Annotated in this window: 13 protein-coding genes and 1 riboswitch; of the genes, 10 read left to right on the top strand and 3 right to left on the bottom strand. The window is 70.8% G+C overall.

Annotation, left to right across the window (positions count from 1 at the left end):
- The first annotated feature begins 1 nt into the window (after position 1).
- From G7071_RS03050 to G7071_RS03040, 3 genes are read left to right on the top strand one after another with little or no spacing between them, the layout of a single operon-like run.
- On the top strand, positions 2–1,087 hold the full coding sequence (locus G7071_RS03050; protein WP_166314766.1) for an NAD(P)H-dependent amine dehydrogenase family protein: 1,086 nt from the start codon (positions 2–4) through the stop codon (positions 1,085–1,087).
- Complete coding sequence (locus G7071_RS03045) at positions 1,084–1,890, top strand: SDR family oxidoreductase (protein ID WP_166314763.1); 807 nt, start codon at positions 1,084–1,086, stop codon at positions 1,888–1,890. The genes G7071_RS03050 and G7071_RS03045 overlap by 4 nt, the downstream gene beginning before the upstream one ends.
- Positions 1,887–2,933, top strand: coding sequence for an MBL fold metallo-hydrolase (locus G7071_RS03040; protein WP_206062889.1), 1,047 nt, complete (start codon positions 1,887–1,889; stop codon positions 2,931–2,933). The genes G7071_RS03045 and G7071_RS03040 overlap by 4 nt, the downstream gene beginning before the upstream one ends.
- Here G7071_RS03040 and G7071_RS03035 read toward each other — a convergent pair.
- The gene (locus G7071_RS03035; protein WP_166314759.1) at positions 2,930–3,832 is read right to left on the bottom strand and encodes an alpha/beta hydrolase; all 903 of its coding nucleotides are present in this window, start codon (positions 3,830–3,832) and stop codon (positions 2,930–2,932) included. The two genes, G7071_RS03040 and G7071_RS03035, sit on opposite strands and share 4 nt — an antisense overlap.
- Positions 3,833–3,884: 52 nt before the next feature.
- A riboswitch (TPP riboswitch) is annotated at positions 3,885–3,990 on the top strand.
- Here G7071_RS03035 and G7071_RS03030 point away from each other — a divergent pair.
- The 5 genes from G7071_RS03030 (at position 3,983) to G7071_RS03010 (ending at position 10,520) form a co-directional block, all read left to right on the top strand.
- Positions 3,983–5,092: a thiamine ABC transporter substrate-binding protein gene (locus G7071_RS03030; protein WP_166314756.1), complete on the top strand. Its 1,110-nt coding sequence runs from the start codon at positions 3,983–3,985 to the stop codon at positions 5,090–5,092. Its footprint overlaps the riboswitch before it by 8 nt.
- Positions 5,093–5,114: 22 nt before the next feature.
- Positions 5,115–6,746: an ABC transporter permease gene (locus tag G7071_RS03025; RefSeq protein ID WP_246210336.1), complete on the top strand. Its 1,632-nt coding sequence runs from the start codon at positions 5,115–5,117 to the stop codon at positions 6,744–6,746.
- A 4-nt stretch (positions 6,747–6,750) separates the two neighbouring features.
- Entirely contained in the window at positions 6,751–7,749 is a 999-nt protein-coding gene (locus G7071_RS03020) for an ABC transporter ATP-binding protein (RefSeq protein ID WP_166314753.1), read from the top strand.
- A 32-nt stretch (positions 7,750–7,781) separates the two neighbouring features.
- Positions 7,782–8,828 carry a phosphatase PAP2 family protein gene (locus G7071_RS03015; protein WP_246210335.1) on the top strand — a complete coding sequence of 349 codons (1,047 nt, stop codon included), beginning with the start codon at positions 7,782–7,784 and terminating at the stop codon, positions 8,826–8,828.
- 180 nt (positions 8,829–9,008) lie between these two features.
- The gene (locus G7071_RS03010) at positions 9,009–10,520 is read left to right on the top strand and encodes a C40 family peptidase (RefSeq protein WP_166314750.1); all 1,512 of its coding nucleotides are present in this window, start codon (positions 9,009–9,011) and stop codon (positions 10,518–10,520) included.
- Between the two features lie 150 nt (positions 10,521–10,670).
- Here G7071_RS03010 and G7071_RS03005 read toward each other — a convergent pair whose 3' ends face one another.
- A complete protein-coding gene (locus G7071_RS03005) occupies positions 10,671–11,543 on the bottom strand; it encodes a sulfotransferase domain-containing protein (RefSeq protein WP_166314747.1) in 873 nt (290 codons plus the stop codon).
- 24 nt (positions 11,544–11,567) lie between these two features.
- On the opposite strand from G7071_RS03005, the gene G7071_RS03000 reads away from it, so the two are divergent.
- Positions 11,568–13,604 carry an acyl-CoA dehydrogenase family protein gene (locus G7071_RS03000; protein WP_166314744.1) on the top strand — a complete coding sequence of 679 codons (2,037 nt, stop codon included), beginning with the start codon at positions 11,568–11,570 and terminating at the stop codon, positions 13,602–13,604.
- Positions 13,601–14,272 (top strand): class I SAM-dependent methyltransferase, encoded by a 672-nt coding sequence (locus G7071_RS02995; RefSeq protein ID WP_166314741.1) that lies wholly within the window; start codon positions 13,601–13,603, stop codon positions 14,270–14,272. The genes G7071_RS03000 and G7071_RS02995 overlap by 4 nt, the downstream gene beginning before the upstream one ends.
- Before the next feature lie 20 nt (positions 14,273–14,292).
- Here G7071_RS02995 and G7071_RS02990 read toward each other — a convergent pair whose 3' ends face one another.
- Positions 14,293–14,781: an inorganic diphosphatase gene (locus tag G7071_RS02990; RefSeq protein ID WP_166320902.1), complete on the bottom strand. Its 489-nt coding sequence runs from the start codon at positions 14,779–14,781 to the stop codon at positions 14,293–14,295.
- Positions 14,782–14,931: the final 150 nt, after the last annotated feature.

Here is a 14,931-nt window from a genome sequence, read left to right as displayed (position 1 = left end):
GATGAACTCAGCTGCTCGCGTCGTCGTCTGGTCCACCGGAACCGTGGGTCGCCACGCCATCGCCGGGATCGATCGCCACCCCGGCCTCGAGCTCGTCGGCGTGTGGGTCTCCAGCGCCGACAAGGACGGGCAGGACGTGGGTCGGCTGGCGGGGCTCGATCGCGACCTGGGCGTGCTGGCCACCACCGATCGCGACGCCCTGCTGGCCCTCGAGCCCGACTGCATCGTGCACTGCGCGATGACCGACGACCGGGTCTTCGAGGCCATCGAGGACCTGATCGCCTTCCTCGAGGCGGGGGTCAACGTCGTCAGCAGCGGGCCGGTCATCCTGCTGCACCCCAGCCCCGCCCTGCCGACCGAGTTCTGGGAGCGCATCGAGGCGGCCGGCGCCAAGGGTGGAGCGAGCCTCCACGTCAACGGCATCGACCCGGGCTGGGCCAACGACGTGCTCGCGCTGCAGCTGACCAGCCTGAGCCAGCGCATCGACGAGGTGCGGGTGATGGAGATCGCCGACTACTCCACCTACTACCAGCCCGTCGTCATGCGCGACATCTTCGGCTTCGGCCAGCCGCTCGACGCGGAGGTCATGCTGTGGCAGCCGGGCGTGCTCTCGATGGCCTGGGGGCCGGTGGTGCACCAGCTCGCCGCCGGTCTCGGTGTGACCCTCGACGAGCCGCTCGTCGAGAAGGTCGATCGCCGCCCGGCCGAGTCCGACATCGAGACGGTGAGTGTCGACATCGCGGCCGGCACCACGGCGGCGGTGCGGTTCGAGGTCATCGGGACCGTCGACGGGGTGCCGAGGATCGTGCTCGAGCACGTCACCCGCACCCATCCAGACCAGGTCCCCGAGTGGCCCAGGCCGACCCAGGGTGACGGCTGCTACCGGGTGGTGGTGAGCGGCGAGCCGATGATGCAGGTCGACTTCACCCACCACGGAGAGCACGGCGACCACAACGTGAGCGGCATGATCGTGACCGCGCAGCGGCTGGTCAACGCCGTCACCGCGGTCGTCGACGCCGAGCCCGGCCTCGTGACGGCGCTGGACCTGCCGCTGGTGACCGGCCGCGGGCTGGTGAGCCTCGCGTGAGCATCCTGGACCGCTTCACCCTCACCGACCACGTCGCCATCGTCACCGGCGCCGGTCGCGGCCTCGGGGCGGCGACCGCAGTGGCCCTCGCACAGGCCGGCGCCGACGTGGTGATCTCGGCCCGCAGCGCCGACCAGCTGGAGGAGGTCGCCGGGCGGGTGCGCGACGCCGGGCGGCGGGCGCTAGCCATACCTGCTGACCTGTCCGACACCGACGCCGCAGCGGCCCTGGCCCAGGCGGCCGTGGACGAGTTCGGCCGTCTCGACACGGTGGTCAACAACGTCGGCGGCGCGATGCCCAAGGAGTTCCTCAAGACCAACGTGGCGGCGCTCGAGGATGCCTTCCGGTTCAACGTCAGCACCGCCCACGCGCTGACCCGGGCCGCGCTGCCGCACCTGCTGACCGGCGACGGCCAGAAGTCGGTCGTGACGATCTCCTCGATGCTCGGAAGATCCGCAGGTCGCGGATATGTCGCCTACGGCACCGCCAAGGCAGCGCTGGCCCACTGGACGCGGCTGACCGCCGCCGACCTCGCGCCGCGCATCCGGGTCAACGGGATCTTCGTCGGCTCGATCATGACCAGCGCGCTCGACGTGGTCGCCGAGCTGCCAGAGCTGCGCGAGCAGCTGGAGAGCCAGACCCCGCTGGGACGCATCGGCGAGCCCGACGACATCGCCGCGGCCGTCCTCTATCTCGCCTCGCCCGCCGGGGCCTATCTCACCGGCAAGATGCTCGAGGTCGACGGCGGGATCCAGCAGCCAAACCTCGACCTCGGCTTCCCCGACCTAGGCTCCACGGTGTGACCTCGACCGCAACGGCCATCTCGCCCGACTCCGGGACCCACTGGACCGACCCCGGCGCCTGGCCGGTCGCCCCGGGCGTGCACCGGATCCCGCTGCCACTGCCGATGGACGGGCTGCGGGCCGTCAACGTCTATGCCATCGAGGCCGACGACGGGCTCACGCTGATCGACGGGGGCTGGGCGATCGAGGCCAGCCGCACCCTGCTCGAGAAGTCGTTGTGCGACATCGGCTTCGACGTCCGCGACATCCGTCGCTTCCTGGTCACCCACGTGCACCGCGACCACTACACGCAGGCGGTGACCGTGCGTCGCGAGTTCGGCTCCCACGTGTCGCTCGGTCTCGGCGACAAGCCCACCCTCGACCTCATCCACGCCGCCGACCGGATCGGCGAGGACCCCCACGTCGCGGTGTTCGTCGCCGCCGGTGCGCCCGACATCGCCCGGGAGTGGGGGGAGTTCACGAGGAACTCGACGCCCGACCTCACGCTGTGGGACTACCCGGACACCTGGCTGGAGTCCGACCTGGCCCTGACCGTCGGCAGCCGCACGATCGACGCCGTCCACACTCCCGGCCACACGCAGGGCCACTACGTCTTCGCCGACCGCCCGGGCGGGCTGCTCTTCGCAGGCGACCACGTCCTGCCGACGATCACTCCGTCGATCGGGTTCGAGCCGGCGCTCGCCGACCAACCCCTCGGTGACTTCATGGCCTCGCTCACCAAGGTGCGGGGCCTGCCCGACCTGACGCTGCTGCCCGCGCACGGTCCGGTCGCGCCGTCCTCGCACGCCCGGGTGGACGAGCTCCTGGCGCACCACGAGGTGCGGCTCGGGCTCTGCGCCGCAGCCCTCGGAGGCGGGTCCCGATCGGCGCACGAGGTCGCGAGCGAGCTGCCGTGGACCCGGCACGAACACGCCTTGAAGGACCTTGACGTGTTCAACGCCGCGCTCGCCACCCTCGAGACGCGCGCTCACCTCGAGCTGCTCGTGGCCCGCGGCGACGTGAGCCGGGCTGCGATCGACGGCGTCGAGGTCTATTCCACCTAGGACCGGAGGAACGCCTCCACCTGCCGCATCGCCCGACCCGCCTCCGGCACGAAGGGGAGGAGGCCATAGACGTGGAGCAGGTCCGGCTCCTCGATGCTGGTCAGGTCCCACCCGGCCTCGCTCGCCCGGCGCGCGAGCAACCGGCAACCGGGCGCCAGCAGGTCCCGCGTGCCGTAGAGCTGGAGGGCCTTGGGGAGGTCGTGCAGGTCGGCGAGCCCCGGCGAGACCTCCGGGCGGCCGAGGTCGTCCGAGGAGCCGGCCCACCACTCGGCATACACCGACGTCTTGGAGAGGAACAGCCACGGGTCGACCGCGTCGAACTGCGCGGTCTCGGGGGTGCTGGTCGTCAGGTCCACCCAGGGCGCGTGCATCACCAGGTGGGTGGCCGGAGTGCAGCCGCGCTCGCGCATCGAGATCGCCAGCGCCAACGCCAGCCCGCCACCGGCAGAGTCGCCGGCCAGCACGACCCCGCCGGGTTCGTCGGACAACCGCGCGGCCTGGTCGACGAGTGCGTCGTGACTGTGGCGCCAGGTGTGCTCGGGGGCCAGGGGATAGTCGGGGAGGACGACCCGGGCGTTCAGCCGGTCTGCCAGCCGGGCGACGTAGCGGACGTGGAACGGGTCGATGCCCGCCATGTAGCCGCCGCCGTGGGTGTAGTAGATCGTCCGGGTCGGACGGCGGTGGCGACGCGTGAGGACATAGGACGGGAAGCCGATGTCCTCGACGACGACGCTGAAGCGGCGGGAGAACAGCGGGACTGCCCGGATGGGAAGCGTGCGCGGCATGCGGCGGTGCCATGCCTCGACCCTGGCTCGCTCGAGGTCCGCTGAATCGAGCTCGCTGGCTCCGCGGAGCCGTGGCAGGGCGGTGGCGACAAGGGCGTGACGTCGACTGGGCACGGCTGCAACCTATCCGCGCGCCGGCACCACCCGCCTCCGGCGTAGTCTTGGCACCACAAGACAGGGGAGCACGCAAGTGCTGAGAGTGCGGTCCGTCCGCAGACCCTCCGAACCTGATCCGGCTAGCACCGGCGATAGGGAGTCACACCGATGTTCCGTCTGCCTCTGCGCGCGTCCGCGCTCCTCACTGCCCTTCTCGTCGTCACCGGATGCAGCACGCTGGGCGACGGTGGGGACGACTCGGCCACCGAGCCGTCGGCCGGCGCCACCTCGGGTGAGGTCGGTGGCAAGGTCGTCCTGGTCACCCACTCGTCGTTCAACCTGCCCAAGAAGCTCGTCACCGCCTTCGAGGCCGAGTCGGGGATCGACCTCGTCACGCGGGCCGCTGGTGACGGCGGCACCCTCGCAGCCAAGCTGTCGCTGACGAAGGGCAACCCGACCGGTGACCTCGCCTTCGGTGTCGACAACACCTTCGCCTCGCGGACCCTGGACGAGGGCGTCTTCGCCGCCTATCAGCCCGCCCTGCCCGAGGGCGCCGACGAGTTCGCGCTCGACGAGGGCTCGGACCGGCTCACCCCCATCGACGTCGGTCACGTGTGCGTCAACGTCGACACCACCTGGTTCGCCGAGGCGGGCATCGAGCCGCCGGCCCGGCTCGCCGACCTCGCCGAGTCGAGGTACAAGGACCTGATGGTCGTGCCCGGCGCCTCCACGAGCTCGCCCGGCATGGCCTTCTTGCTGAGCACCGTCGCGGAGTTCGGCGACGACGCGGAAGCCACCGACGGGGTCGACTGGCGCTACTACTGGAAGAGCCTGCTCGACAACGGCCTCAAGGTGGTCGACGGCTGGACCGACGCCTACTACGGCGACTTCACCCAGGGCGGCGGCAAGGGCGAGCGGCCGATCGTCGTCTCCTACGACTCCTCGCCCGCGTTCACCGTCGCGAAGGGCGGCGACGAGTCGACGACGGCTGCGCTCCTCGACACCTGCTTCCGTCAGGTCGAATACGCCGGTGTCCTCGAGGGCGCCGACAACCCGGAGGGTGCGAAGGCAGTCGTCGACTGGTTGCTGACCGACGAGGTGCAGGGGGCCCTGCCGACGGCGATGTATGTCTTCCCGGTCAGCGACTCGGTGGACGTGCCCGAGGACTGGTCGCGCTTCGCCGTCCAGCCGACGGCACCCCTGACGGTGTCGCCGTCCGACATCGCCGCCAACCGTGAGCAGTGGCTGACCGACTGGACCGACATCATCAGCAGGTGACCTGGCTCATGAGGACCTCGCTGTGAGGCGCTGGCTGACCCTCGCCCTGGTGGCGGCAGGGCCGGTCGCCGTGGTCTGCGTGTTCTTCGTGCTGCCCGTGTCCGGCATGGTCGCCCGTGGCTTCTGGCCGGGCGGCACCTTCGACCCCGGCGGGGTCCTGGAGGTGCTCACCCGTCCCCGCGTCGCGCGCGTGGCGTGGTTCACCGTGTGGTCCTCGGCCGTCGGTACGGCGGTCGCCGTGATCCTCGGTCTGCCCGCCGCCTTCGTCCTGCACCGGCTGGCGGTGCCCGGTCGGCGCGTGCTCCGGGCCGCGATGCTGGTCCCCTTCGTGCTGCCGACGGTCGTCGTGGGTGTCGCGTTCCGGCTGCTGCTCGGGGAGGGCGGGCCCTTGGGCTTCCTCGACCTCGACGGCACCCCGGCGGCCATCGTGGCGGGGCTCGTGTTCTTCAACGTGGCGGTGGTGATCCGTGCGGTCGGGGCTGCGTGGGAGTCGCTCGATCCCCGGCCGGCGGAGGCTGCCGCAGCCCTCGGGGCGAGCCCGAGCCAGGTCTGGTGGACGGTCACGCTCCCGACCCTGCGCCCGGCGATCGTGTCGGCTGCGAGCGTGGTGTTCCTGTTCTGCTCGACCGCCTTCGGTGTCGTGCTGATCCTCGGCGGCGTGCGCCATGCCACGATCGAGACCGAGATCTACCTCCTGACCACGACCCTGTTCGACCTGCAGGCCGCAGCAGCCCTCTCGGTCCTGCAGATGGTCGTCGTGGTGGTCCTGCTCGGTGTCGCTGCCCGGCTCCGCTCGACACCTGACGCGGCGTCCCAGCGCTCCGCCGCCCGGCCGCGGCGGCCCCGGGTGAGCGACGCCCCGGCGCTGGTCGCCACGGGGGTGGTGATCACCCTCGTGGCGGTGCCGATCGTCACGCTGGTGGTCGGGTCGATGCGCACCGACGAGGGCTGGTCGCTGGCCAACTACCGCGCGCTCGGCGTCGGCGGCACCGACGTCCTCCCCGTCCCTGTCACCGGGGCGCTCGTGACCTCGGTGCGGACCGCCGTCGACGCCACCTGGATGGCGCTCGCCATGGGGCTGGCCGTCGCGCTGCTCGTCACCCGCAGGTCCCACAGCCGCGGCGAACGCCGCGTCCGGTCGGTGCTCGACGGCATCTTCATGCTGCCTCTCGGGGTGAGCGCCGTGACCCTCGGCTTCGGGTTCCTCATCACCCTGGACCGTCCGCCCGTCGACCTGCGCGACTCGGCGCTCCTGGTGCCGATCGCCCAGGCGCTGGTGGCGCTGCCACTCGTCGTACGCACCCTGGTGCCGGTCCTGGCCGCGATCGACGACCGTCAGCGCCAGGCCGCGGCCTCGCTCGGGGCCTCTCCGTGGCGGACCCTGCTGAGCATCGACCTGTTGGTGGTGTGGAAGCCGCTCCTCGCCGCGAGCGGCTTCGCGTTCGCGGCCTCCCTCGGCGAGTTCGGCGCCACCTCGTTCCTCGCGCGCGACGACAACCCCACAGTCCCGGTGGTGATCTTCCGGTTGCTGGGTCACCCGGGAGACCTGAACTACGGGATGGCGCTCGCTGCCTCGGTCATCCTTGCCACCACGACGGCGCTGGTGATGATGGCGGTCGAGCGCCTTCGTGTCCCGAGCGCAGGAGCACTGTGAGCACATGCTGACCCTCACCGACGTCTCCGTCGACTACGACGGCACCCCAGCGGTGGTCGACGTCTCCCTGACGGTCCCCGACGGCTCGGTCCTGGCCGTCCTCGGGCCGTCCGGCTGCGGCAAGTCCACGCTCCTGCGCGCGGTCGCCGGCCTCGAACCGGTGCGCAGCGGCACGATCGCCTTCGACGGCCAATCCCTGGAGCGGGTCCCGACGCACAAGCGGGGCTTCGCGCTGATGTTCCAGGACGGCCAGCTCTTCGACCACATGAGCGTCGGGCGCAACGTGGGCTATGCGTTGCGGCTGCGCCGGCGCCCCAGCGCGGGACGGATCGAGGAGCTGCTCACCCTCGTCGGCCTCGAAGGATTCGCCGAGCGCTCGCCGACGACCCTGAGCGGCGGGGAGCGTCAGCGGGTCGCCCTGGCCCGCGCGCTCGCGGTCGAGCCCCGACTGATGCTCCTCGACGAACCGTTGTCCGCGCTCGACACCGGCCTGCGCGAGCGGCTGGCGGCCGACCTGCGCGACGTCCTGCATGCCGCCGGCACCACCGCCCTGATGGTCACCCACGACCACGAGGAGGCCTTTGCCGTCGCCGATCGGCTCGCCGTGATGCGGGCGGGCAGGGTCGTCCAGTCGGGTCCGATCAGCGAGGTGTGGGCCGCGCCGCGCGACGCGGAGACCGCGCTGGGGCTCGGCTACGCCAGGGTGCTCATCGGCCCTCCGGCCCGCGCGCTGCTGGCAGCAGCCCCGCCGGCGATCGTCGTCGACGAGGTGGTCGAGGCCGTCGCCGTACGCCGATCCGCGCTCGTCGTGGCCGAGGACGGTCCGTTGGTGGGTATCGTCGAGTCGGCGCGGGCCACTCCGGAGCTGCTGCGGCTGGTGGTCGACGCGGGTGAGATCGGTCTCGTCGACGCCGTGGCGGATCGCGACAGCCACTGGGGACCGGGGGAGCGGGTGCGCCTGCGGGTCGATCCGAGTCGTGTCGCCGTGCTTCCACGAATCTGACCGTCGCTCGGCGGCTGCCTACACTGACCCGCGTGTATCGCCCGGCCTACGCGCTCCTCATCGGAGTCGCCGCACTCACCGGTCTGCTCGCGGTCGTCGCCGCCCTCGTGCTGGACCGGAGGCTCGTCGACCCCGAAGGATTCCTGGGCCCGTCCTGGCTGAGGCTCCCGCTCCTGGTGCTGGGTGCCTTCCTGCTCGACATGCTGCCGCGAACGCTGTGGGTCTCGCGCCTCAACCCCAAGCTCATGCCCGGCATCGTCCGCGACCGGGTGCGCGACCACTGGACCCGGGAGCGGTTGGTCCTCGTGGTGTCCGGGCTCGTGTGCTTCTACATCACCTATGTCAGCTATCGGAACCTCAAGTCCTTCCTGCCGTTCGTGCTGGGGGAGGAGAAGTACGACCGCGAGCTGCACCTCATGGACCGGGTGCTCTTCCTCGGCAACGATCCCGCGACCGTGCTGCACACCGTCTTCGGCACCGGCTGGAGCGCGCACGCGCTCTCGTCCATCTATCTCTGGTTCCTGCCTCTGGTGCCGCTGGCGCTGGCGGCCTGGCTGGTGTGGTCGCGCAACATCACCTTCGGCTACTGGTTCGCGACGTCCCAGTGCCTGGCGTGGTCGCTGGGCACGGCGTCCTACTACGCGCTCCCGACCCTGGGTCCCGGCTTCGCCTACGCCCACCTCTACGGCGACCTCCCGACCACGGGGTCCGGTGCGTTGATGGACTCGCTCTACTACGCCCGCAAGGGCGTCCTGCGTGACGGCGTGGAGGGCGCGGTGCAGTCGGTGGCCGGGTTCGCGAGCCTCCACGTGGCGATCACCCTGCTCGTGGCACTGATGGTGCAATACACGCTGCGCAACCGGATCGTGCACTGGATCTTCTGGATCAACTTCGTGATCACGGTGATCGCGACCCTCTACTTCGGCTGGCACTACGTGGCCGACGACATCGCCGGGGTGGCGATCGCGCTCGTCTCCTTCTGGCTGGGTGGCCTGGCCAGCGGCCAGAAGTTCGACCGCGGGGGGCTGGCCTCCCACCCGACCTCGACCACGTCGCGGGTGCCCGTCGACGCGGACTGACCCGCCCGGTCACGGCGATTTCGAGAACTACATTGTTGTAGTTCGCAAGTCGACACGCCGAGCGATCACGAGTTTCTTGTGAATTTTGTTCCCTTTGTGACTCCTGAGCACTAACGTGCCTGATGAGTCACGGGTGAAAGGGAAGTCACCCGTGGCTGTCTACTGCCAAGGGGAAACACCGTGCTCGCACCGTCCGCGCTCCACCTTCGTCGTACGCCGATGCGCTGGCTCGCGGCCACCACGTTGAGCCTGACCCTCGTGGCCGGAGCGGTCTCCGCTGCCGCTGCCGACGACGACGCGGCCCGGGGGCTCCCCTCCGCCGAGGACGTCGCCAACGCCGAGGCCGCCGCGCAGGGCGCGCGCCGCAGCGTGGCCAGCGTGCAAGCCGAGCTCCTGCTGGCCAACGAGCGGCTGCGGTCCTCGGCTGTCTCGGCCGCCCAGGCGGCCGAGGCCTTCAACGGCGCCCGGTGGGCTGCCGACGAGGCGCGCGCGGCTGCCCTGGCCGCCGGCGACGCCGCGCGAGCAGCGCGTCGCGACCTGGAGACCAGCCGATCGGCATACGCCGAGACCCTGATCGAGAGCTATCAGCTCAGCCCCGAGCTCCAAGGGTTCGCGGCAGTCGTCGAGGCTGACGGCATCGAGCGGGTCCTGACCACGACGGCGACCATGCAGGTCACCGAGGAGGTCATGGACAGCAAGCAGGACGCCTTCAGCGCCTCCTCCTTGCTGGCCGCCTCGGCGGACCAGCGTGCGGAGGACGCCCTGGCGCGTGCGGAGGAGCTCGAGGCGAACGCCGCCGCCGCCCGCAACACCGCGGCAGCAGCGGAGGCCTCGGCCGGCAGCGAGGCGGCAGCGATCGCAGCGACCAAGACCACCCTGATCGAGGAGCTGGCGCAGCTGCAGGGCATCAGCTATGAGCTCGCCGAGAAGCGCCAGAGCGCGCTGGAGCAGAGGGCGGCGCAGGCTGCCGCTGAGGCGGCGGCCAAGGAGGCCGCGGACGCCGCGGCGGCCGAGGCTGCGGCCGCGGAGGCTGCTGCGGCGGAGGTTGCGGCCGCCGCGGCTGCTGCGGCGGAGGCTGCTGCACCTGTGACCCAGGCGCCGACGCCCGCGCCGACGAAGACGAAGACGGCCAAGCCGACCCCCACGCCCGCCCCGGCACCGGTCGCGACCGCGACGCCGACCCCGGTCACGCCGACACCCGTCGCGACGCCGACGCCGACCGGTACCGCCAGCCCCAAGCCCACTGCGACTCCGACACCGACGCCGACGCCGACTTCGACCCCGACCGTCGCCCCGCCCCCGCCTCCCACCACGGCTCCTGCGGTCACGGGTGACACCAGCGCGGTCGTGGCCTTCGCGCGGGCCCAGATCGGCGACCCCTACAAGTGGGGCGCCGCGGGCCCGAACGCCTGGGACTGTTCCGGGCTGACCGCGGGCGCGTGGGCGGCCGGCGGCAAGTCGCTGCCGCACTACTCGGTCGCGCAGTACACCGGCTCGACCGCGATCGCCGCCGCGGCCCTGGCGCCAGGGGACCTCGTCTTCTGGGGCTCCAGCTCGAAGGCGACCTCGATCTACCACGTCGCGCTCTACATCGGCGGGGGCCAGATCATCCATGCCCCCCGCACCGGTCGACCGGTCGTGCAGGAGTCGATGTACTCCTGGATCGCTCCGAACTTCTACGCCCGTCCCTGAGGTCGACCCGGCACATCATCTGCCGGGTCAGTCCTTCCCTCGGTCGGTCTTGCCGAGCGCCGACGAGCTGGCGGCGCACGACAGGCAGATCGCCGCTTGATCCGTCGTCCGCCGCCACTTGAAGTGGGGCGTCCACGCACGGTCCGGAGGTCAGAGCGGGGTGACCTTCTGGGCCATCTTCGCGGCCAGCTCGTCGGGGTCCAGGGTGCCGTCGAGGATGCGAGTCGTCGGCCACTGGGAGGTGTCGAGGCCCGAGAGCCGGTCGAAGACGGCCAGGTCGTCGGCATACAGCGCCGCGAGCGAAGCGAGGTCGGCGCCCGTGGGTGCGGTGCCGGTCACCAGCTCGGCCCCTGCATAGCGGTTGCGCAGCGGAGGGTGCCGGTCGAAGCGGGGCAGGCCGAGGTGGTCGGTGGCCCGGTCGACCGAGGGGTTGAACGAGGCCAGCATCGCCCGGAACTCCAGCAGCAGCCACTGCTCGCGCGGGAACACCGCGAACCCGCGCTCGAGCTGGGCGCCGTAGTAGCCGCGGGCGATGCCGGACATGTGCTTGTAGCGCATGGGCTTCACGTCGCTCGGCACCGACGTCGGCAGCGAGGTCGGCCGGAACTCGGTGATGAACCCCGGCCAGTCCGGCCAGTCCGGGTGTCGGGTGCGCAGCATCGTCCAGTGCGAGAAGAGCCGCTCGAGCGGGTCACGGAAGACGGCGATCAGCGGGAGGTCGGGCTGGTAGGCCCGCATCCGCTCCAGGGCGTTGGGCCAGAAGAGATAGACGGGCGTCGAGTCGCCGACCATCGTGTGCACGCGGGCGCGCCGGGGAGCGGTGTAGTCGCGCTCGTAGTCGGGATGCGCCCAGTCGTATTCCTCGTTGTTGAAGAAGTGGGCTTCCTTGCGGGGCGGCCGACACACGAGGCGGTGCTGGCTCAGCGTCCCGGACAGCGTCGAGGTGCCGCTCTTCTGGACTCCGACGATCGAGAAGTTGTAGGGCATCCGTCCGAGATCGCTCTCGGGCTCGGGACGATTCACGCGCGCGACGCTACCTTGTCTGGCATGACCACCAGTGACGCTGTCGACAAGCGCCCCGACGACCAGGTGACCGACGCCGGAGCCGAGCAGCCGGCCGAGCCACCGCAGGCCGAGCCGACCCCCGCCAAGCCCGGCTACGTCCAGCCTGCGATCGACGTCACGGCCCTGACCGAGCTGCTCGACGGCAAATATGCCGAGGTGCGGAATCTGGTGCGCCAGAACATGGTCGAGGAGAAGCAGATCCTCCTCGACGAGGAGACGATGAGCACCGACGACTTCCGCGACCGGGTGCGCGACGTGGTGGTCAAGATGGCGAGCACCGGACAGACGGGCATGGGGTTCCCGACCGAGTACGGCGGTGGCGGCGACATCGGCGGTTCGGTCGCCGCCTTCGAGACCCTCGCCTACGGAGACCTCAGTGTCCTCGTCAAGGTCGGCGTGCAGTTCGGCCTCTTCGGCGGGGCGATCCTCCAGCTCGGCACCAAGGCCCACCATGACGCCTACCTGCACGACCTGATCACCGGGAAGCTGATGGGTTGCTTCGCCATGACCGAGACGGGTCACGGGTCCAACGTCCAGGCGTTGGGCACCACGGCGACGTACGACGCAGCGACCGGGGAGTTCGTGATCACGACCCCGGACGACGCGAGCCGCAAGGACTACATCGGCAACGCCGCCGCACACGCCGACGTCGCCGTCGTCTTCGCCCAGCTCGACATCGACGGGGAGGGGCGTGGCGTGCACGCCTTCGTGGTCCCGCTGCGCGCGGACGGCGAGGTGCTGCCGGGGGTCCGGATCGAGGACTGCGGACCCAAGATGGGGCTCAACGGCGTCGACAACGGCCGCATCTGGTTCGACGGCGTGCGGATCCCGCGCGCCAACCTGCTCAACCAGTTCGCCGACGTCACCGAGGACGGGGCCTACGAGAGCACCATCGACAACGCCAACCGCCGCTTCTTCACGATGCTCGGGACGCTCGTCCAGGGCCGGGTCTGCGTGGGCGGCGCCGGGATCAACGCAGCCAAGGTCGCGCTGGTCATCGCGACGAGATATGCGAACGTGCGACGGCAGTTCGAGGCGACGAGCGAGGACCAGGAGGAGCTGCTCCTCGACTACGGCATGCACCAGCGCCGCCTCCTGCCGCGGATCGCGCGCACCTACGCCCTGCACTTCGCCCAGGAACACGTCGCTGCGGCGCTCCACGACGTCTTCAGCGGCCTGACGACCGACGAGCAGGACCGTCGCCAGCTCGAGGCGCGCGCAGCCGGCACCAAGGTGCTCGGCACCTGGCACGCCACCGACACCATCCAGGAGTGCCGGGAGGCCTGTGGCGGTGCGGGCTATCTCAGCGCCAACCGGTTCGCCGCGCTGAAGGCCGACACGGACGTGTTCACCACCTTCGAGGGCGACAACCACGTCCTGCTGCAGCTCGTGGCCAAGGGGTTGCTGACCGACTACTCCAGCGAGTTCGAGGACATGGACCAGTTCGGCATGGTCAAGTTCGTCGCCGGCCTGGCGGTCGGGACCGTGCTCGAGAGGACCAGCGCCCACAAGCTGTTCCAGGCGATCAAGGACGTCCTGCCGGGTGGGGACCAGTGGGACCAGGAGGCCGGGCTCCTCGATCCCGCCTACCAGCAGGCGATGCTGCGCTTCCGTGAGGAGCACATGCTGGCCGGGGTCGCGCGTCGCCTCAAGCGCGGGATCGACAGCGGGATGAACCCGGGCGAGGTGTTCTCGCGGGTGCAGGACCACGTCATCGGCGCCGCTCGCGCCCACGTCGAGCGGATGGTGCTCGACTCCTTCATCGATAAGGTCAGTGCGTTGCCCGACGGCGACCTGAAGGTGGCACTCAACCTGCTGTGCGACCTCCACGCGCTGTCCACCATCGAGGCCGACCGGGCGTGGTTCATGGAGCACGGCCGCCTGAGCAGCGCCCGCTCGAAGGCCATCAGCCGCGAGATCAACGACCTGTGCCGCAAGATCCGCCCGCTCGCAGGCGACTTCGTCGATGCCTGGGGCGTCCCGGTCGAGATGCTGCGCTCGGAGGAGCTGATCGGGTGAGGGTCCCGGGCCTGGGTGGGTGGAGCGAGGACCCGCTGTGGTCCTACGTCTATCCCTGGCTCGTGGGTCACGACCGCGTGGGCGGGCTCGCGTGGCGAGCGGGACTCGGCAGCGACCTGGGTCTGCTTCACGAGACAGCCGCCGAGATCGGGACCCTGCCGGCCGGGTCGCGCGTCCTCGACATCCCGTCCGGGTCCGGCGTCGCGCTTCGCGGCCTGCGCCCCGGCCAGGGCATCGCGTTGTTCGCTGCCGACATCTCCGCGACCATGCTCGAGCGGACGATGGCGACGGCCCGCGAGCTGGGCGTCGCCGACCAGGTCACGCCGGTCGTGGCGGACGTCGGCGCGCTGCCGTGGGCGGACGACTCCTTCGACCTCGTCATCTCGCTGACCGGCCTGCACTGCTTCCCCGACCCGCGGCGGGCGGTCGAGGAGATGGTGCGGGTCCTCAGGCCGGGTGGTGTCCTGAGCGGCAGCTCCCTCTTCACCGACACCGGTCCGCGCTACGTGCCCGTGCAGGTGGTCGGCCGCGCTGCCGGGATCCTCGGACCGATGTCGACCACGGCGCAGTGTCGCGACTGGCTCACCGCTGCCGGCGCTGTCGACGTCCAGCTGACCCTCAGCGGTGGCGTGGGCTACTTCCGGGCCGTGGGCGCCAGCACGGACTGACCGAGCAGGTCAGGCCACGATCAGTGGTGACCGTTCTTCGCACGCTCGAAGGAGGCCTTGACCTCGGCCTCGGCCTCGGCGCGGCCGACCCAGTTGGCGCCCTCGACGGACTTGCCGGGCTCGAGGTCCTTGTAGACCTCGAAGAAGTGCTGGATCTCGAGACGGTCGAACTTCGAGACGTCGTTGATGTCCTGCAGGTGGGCCAGGCGCGGGTCGTGGGACGGGACGCACAGCACCTTGTCGTCACCGCCGGCCTCGTCGGTCATCCGGAACATGCCGATGGCGCGGCACTCGATCAGGCAGCCCGGGAAGGTCGGGGCCTGCAGGAGCACGAGGGCGTCGAGGGGGTCGCCGTCCTGGCCGAGGGTGTTCTCGATGTATCCGTAGTCCTCGGGGTAGGCCGTCGAGGTGAAGAGCATCCGGTCGAGTCGCAGCCGGCCGGTCTCGTGGTCGACCTCGTACTTGTTGCGGGACCCCTTGGGGATCTCGATGAGCACGTCGAAGAGCATCGTGTGCTCGGTGGGACGGACGTCCTCGTCGCTGATCTCGTCGCGGACGTCGTCGGCTACCTGCTCGTCGGGCACTGTTCTCTCCTGGGGTCTGCCGGATGTTCGCCGTCAGTGTCGCGCACAATGGCCCCCAGAGCCAAAGCAGCGAGG

The organism is Nocardioides piscis (assembly GCF_011300215.1).
GTDB lineage: Bacteria > Actinomycetota > Actinomycetes > Propionibacteriales > Nocardioidaceae > Nocardioides > Nocardioides piscis.
The sequence above is the reverse complement of the archived record's forward strand: the minus strand, read 5'-3'. Positions and strand labels throughout refer to the sequence as shown.